The sequence below is a fragment of the Streptomyces sp. CO7 genome (assembly GCF_053474865.1).
In genome coordinates this window covers 167,693-172,431 of record NZ_JBRIOU010000010.1, presented here as the reverse complement: position 1 = coordinate 172,431, position 4,739 = coordinate 167,693, and the positions used below count along the sequence as shown (strand labels likewise).

Below are 4,739 nucleotides of genomic sequence, written 5' to 3'. Positions count from 1 at the left end.
TCACAGCGTCCTCGCTGTGTTTTCTTCAAAGGAACCTCGTCTCCGAAGGAGACGGGGTATCAACATATCTGGCGTTGACTTTTGGCACGCTGTTGAGTTCTCAAGGTGCGGACGCTTCCTTTGTACTGACCCTCTCGGGCTTTCCTCCGGGCGCTTCCTTCGTTTCCGACTCTATCAGACCGTTTCCGTTCCGATTTCCTCGGTGCTTTCCAGGTCCTTCGCCTTTCGGCGTTTTTCCTTTCCGGCGTTTCCGACTCTATCAGAACCTTTCGGCGTCTGATTCCCAGTCAGAGGGGTCGTCTTCCGGGCTTGTTCGCCCTTCCGACCGGTGAGACATTAGCGGATTCGTGGCCCCCGAAGCCAATCGGGGGTCTCGCTCTCACGAGCGAGCGGTGAATCCTGCAATCCGCAATGCACGCACCGGCACGCACGACAGTGAAACGCCGTGTGTGGCTGGTTGGTACTTGTGGAGTGGCTGTCCGGGGCCGACCGGGGTCGGTGCTCACGTCGGACAACTCGGAGAACCTTACGGATCACGTCGGGTGGTGTCAAACCGCCTGCGCACAGGCCCCTCGGGGACCTAGTCTGTCCTCGTGACCACAGCGCATGCGTGCACCCAGAGCTGGTGGGCCGCCTGACGGCGGCCCGTCCTCACGCATGCGATCAGCAGCGGCCGCCGGATCCCGGCGGCCGTTTCTCGTATCTCCCTCCCGAGGCGGCCACCGGGACCGCGGCCCGGACGACCGGGAGGTCGAGCGATGAAGCGAGTGTTCAGCGGGGTCCAGCCGTCGGGGCATCTGACCCTGGGCAACTACCTCGGGGCGGTGCGCCGGTGGGCTGCCGTCGACCAGCACCAGGCGGACGCCCTGTTCTGCGTGGTCGATCTGCACGCCCTGACCGTGGAGCACGACCCGGCGCGGCTGCGCCGGCTGACCCGGCAGACGGCCACCTTGCTGCTGGCGTCCGGCCTTGACCCGGACGTCTGCACGCTCTTCGTGCAGAGCCACGTCGACGAGCACGCCCGCCTCTCGTACCTGCTGGAGTGCGTGGCCACGGACGGCGAGATGCGGCGGATGATCCAGTACAAGGAGAAGGCGCGGCGCCAGGAGGAACGAGGGGCCGGCGTCCGGCTGTCCCTGCTCACCTATCCGGTGCTGATGGCGGCGGACATCCTGGCCTACGCCACCGACGAGGTGCCGGTGGGCGAGGACCAGAAGCAGCACGTTGAATTGGCGCGCACGCTCGCGGAGCGCTTCAACCAGCGGTACGGCCACACCTTCGTCGTCCCGAAGGTCACGCTGCCCCGGGTGGGGGCGCGGGTGATGAACCTGCAGGAGCCCACGTCGAAGATGGGGAAGTCCGACCTGTCCGGGCAGGGAGTGGTGCGACTGCTGGACGAGCCGGAGGTGGTGCGGCAGAAGGTGATGCGCGCGGTCACCGACAGCGGGCCCGGCGGACGGCAGGTCGAGTACGACCGGGCGCAGCGGCCCGGAGTGGCCAATCTGCTGGACGTCCTCGCCGCCTGTACCGGGGAGGAGCCGGCCGCGCTGGCCGGGAAGTACACCGGGTACGGGCAGCTGAAGAAGGACGTCGCCGACGCCGTCGTGGAGGCGCTGCGGCCGGTACGGGAGCGGCACGCGGAGCTGTGCGCGGACCCGGCGTACGTGGACGCCGTCCTACGGGCCGGGGCCGAGCGCGCCCGGGCGATGGCGCGGCCCGTGGTGGACACGGCATACCGGGCGATCGGGCTGCTGCCGCCGGTCTGAACTGCGCGGGCGTCCGGGAGGCGGGCCGGCCGTCCGCTTCCCGAACGACCCGACGCCGTCCGCCCCCGGACGGCCCGGCGTGGTTCGCGCGTCAGTTGCCGTTGCCGGAGGCGAGTTCGCGGCTGCGGTCGCGGGCGGCCTCCAGCGCGGCGATCAGGGCGGCGCGGACGCCGTGGTTCTCCAGTTCCCGGATGGCGCTGATGGTGGTGCCCGCGGGGGAGGTGACGTTCTCGCGGAGCTTGACCGGGTGTTCGCCGCTGTCCCGGAGCATGACGGCGGCTCCGATGGCGGACTGGACGATCAGGTCGTGCGCCTTGTCGCGGGGCAGGCCGAGCAGGATGCCGGCGTCGGTCATGGCCTCGACGAGGTAGTAGAAGTACGCCGGGCCGGAGCCGGACAGGGCGGTGCAGGCGTCCTGCTGCGACTCGGGGACGCGGAGCGTCTTGCCCACGGAGCCGAAGATCTGCTCGGCGGTCTCGATGTGCGCGGCGGTGGCGTGGCTGCCGGCGGAGATCACGGACATGGCCTCGTCGACCAGGGCGGGAGTGTTGGGCATGACGCGGACCACCGGGACGCCGGCCGGGAGGCGCTCCTCCAGGAAGGCGGTGGTGATGCCGGCGGCGCCGCTGATGACCAGGCGGTCGGCGGGGACGTGCGGGGCGAGCTCCTCGACCAGGGTGCCCATGTCCTGCGGCTTGACCGTCAGGATGAGGGTGTCGGCCGACTTGGCGGCCTCGGGGTTGCCGACCGGGGTGACGCCGTAGCGGGTGCGGAGCTCCTCCGCGCGCTCGGGACGGCGGGCGGTGACCAGCAGGTCGGCCGGGTTCCAGCCGCCCCGGATCATGCCGCTGAGCAGGGCTTCGCCGATCTTGCCGGTGCCGAGGACTGCGACTTTCTGGCTCATGTGGGTGGTGCCCTCCGGGGAGTTGCGCGTCGTCCCTGGCCATCCTCGCATCGGGGCCGGGGGAACACCGCGCACGTCCGCCAGGCGGAACGGCCGGGCAGCCGCCCTCCCCGGAGCGGCGGGCGTCAGGCCGTGCGGCGGCGGAGGGTCGCGGCGCCGACGGCGAGGACCAGGAGCGCGCAACCCACCATGACGAGGACGTCGCGGACGAAGTCGCCGGTGATCCCGGCGTGCTGCTGGACCTCGTTCATGCCGTCGACGGCGTAGGACATGGGCAGCACGTTGGAGACGGCCTCGAGGACGGGCTGCATCTGGTCGCGCGGGGTGAACAGGCCGCAGAGCAGGAGCTGGGGGAAGATCACGGCCGGCATGAACTGGACGGCCTGGAACTCCGAGGCGGCGAAGGCGGAGACGAAGAGGCCGAGGGCGGTGCCCAGGATCGCGTCGAGCAGGGCCACCAGGAGCAGCAGCCAGGGCGAGCCGGTGACGTCGAGGCCCAGGCCCCAGACGGCGAGGCCGGTGGTGAGCAGCGACTGGACGACGGCCAGGGTGCCGAAGGCGAGGGCGTAGCCGGCGATGAAGTCGGCCTTGCCGAGCGGCATGGCGAGGAGCCGTTCCAGGGTGCCGGAGGTGCGTTCGCGCAGCGTGGCGATGCTGGTGACCAGGAACATCGTGATCAGCGGGAAGATGCCGAGCAGCGAAGCGCCGATGTCGTCGAAGGTCTGCGGGCTGCCGTCGAAGACGTAGCGGAGCAGGAGCAGCAGGAGGCAGGGCACCAGGAGCAGCAGGGCGATGGTGCGGGGGTCGTTGCGCAGCTGGCGCAGGACGCGGGCGGCGGTGGCGACGGTCCTGGCGGGGCTGAGGGGCGGGGTGCTCATCGGGACGTCTCCTGGCTGTGGGACCGGGTGGCCGCGGAGGCGGCGCCATCGGCGGCCTGGTCGATCAGGGTGAGGAAGGCGGCCTCGACGGTGTCGGCGCCGGTGCGGGCCCTCAGGGCGTCGGGACTGTCCTGGGCGAGGATCTCCCCCTCGCGCATCAGCAGGAGCCCGTGGCAGCGCTCGGCCTCGTCCATGACGTGGGAGGAGACCAGCAGACTCGCGCCGCGGTCGGCCGCGAGGGCGTGGAAGAGGTCCCAGAGGTCGCGGCGCAGCACCGGGTCGAGGCCGACGGTGGGCTCGTCGAGGACCAGGAGTTCGGGGGCGCCGAGCAGGGCGACGGCGAGGGAGACGCGGCTGCGCTGGCCCCCGGAGAGATTGGCGGCCAGTGCGTCGGCATGGCTGGTGAGGTCCACGTCGCCGATGGCACGGGTGACGTTCTCCTCGCGGCGGGCGGCGGCGCGGCGGCCGGGGTCGAGGACGGCGGCGAAGTACTCCAGGTTCTGCCGGACGGTCAGGTCGTCGAAGACGGCGGGGGCCTGGGTGACGTAGCCGACGCGGGCCCGCAGGGAGGGGTGGCCGGCCGACCGGCCGAGAACCTGGAGGTCTCCGGAGACCTTGGCCTGGGTGCCCATCACGGCGCGCATCAGGGTGGACTTCCCGCAGCCCGAGGGGCCGAGGAGGCCGGTGATGCGGCCGGCGGGCACGGTGAAGTCGAGGGCGCGCAGCACGGTGCGGGGGCCCCGGACGGCGGTGAGGCCGGTGGCCCGGATCGCCGGACCGGGCTCTTTATTCATCATGTGATGAATAATTCTCCCCCGCTCCGGACACGTCAAGGCCGCCGCGCGGATTCGCGCGGCGGCCAGGGGGTGGAGCGGTGCCGGGGCATGCCTTCGTGGCCCGGGCCGGGTCGGGCTTCGAGGCGCTCCGGTCCCGTCAGGGGCTCAGGGCGCTCAGGGCTCAGGGAGCGGTGACGACCAGGAGCAGCACGTCGTAGATCTCCTCGACGACGCCGTCCGGGAAGACCTCGCGGAGACAGACCCGCTCCTGGTCGAGGAAGGCCCGGGTGGATTCCGCGCCGTGCAGGATGAAGAGGGAATGGCTGGCGATGTTGGTCAGGTGGGTGTCGATGGGCACCCGGCGGCTCCACCGCACGACGCGGCGGCCGATCCGCTCGGGGGCGGGCGGGAAGGG

4 protein-coding genes and 1 pseudogene are annotated in these 4,739 nt (G+C 71.2%); 1 reads left to right on the top strand and 4 read right to left on the bottom strand.

Features of this window, described 5'->3' with window-relative positions; all coding sequences use genetic code 11:
* Positions 1–758: 758 nt before the first annotated feature.
* Entirely contained in the window at positions 759–1,766 is a 1,008-nt protein-coding gene (gene trpS, locus ACOV8S_RS29065; RefSeq protein ID WP_448321468.1) for a tryptophan--tRNA ligase, read from the top strand.
* Between the two features lie 91 nt (positions 1,767–1,857).
* Here the strand turns inward: trpS and proC are convergent, their stop codons facing one another.
* From proC to ACOV8S_RS29045, 4 genes and pseudogenes are all read right to left on the bottom strand, one after another.
* On the bottom strand, positions 1,858–2,670 hold the full coding sequence (gene proC, locus ACOV8S_RS29060) for a pyrroline-5-carboxylate reductase (protein WP_448321467.1): 813 nt from the start codon (positions 2,668–2,670) through the stop codon (positions 1,858–1,860).
* 125 nt (positions 2,671–2,795) lie between these two features.
* The gene (locus ACOV8S_RS29055; protein WP_351113535.1) at positions 2,796–3,548 is read right to left on the bottom strand and encodes an ABC transporter permease; all 753 of its coding nucleotides are present in this window, start codon (positions 3,546–3,548) and stop codon (positions 2,796–2,798) included.
* Complete coding sequence (locus tag ACOV8S_RS29050; RefSeq protein WP_448321466.1) at positions 3,545–4,345, bottom strand: ABC transporter ATP-binding protein; 801 nt, start codon at positions 4,343–4,345, stop codon at positions 3,545–3,547. Before ACOV8S_RS29050 ends, ACOV8S_RS29055 begins: the two co-directional genes overlap by 4 nt.
* A 160-nt stretch (positions 4,346–4,505) precedes the next feature.
* Positions 4,506–4,739, bottom strand: a pseudogene (locus ACOV8S_RS29045) (SAM-dependent methyltransferase); the annotation flags it as partial.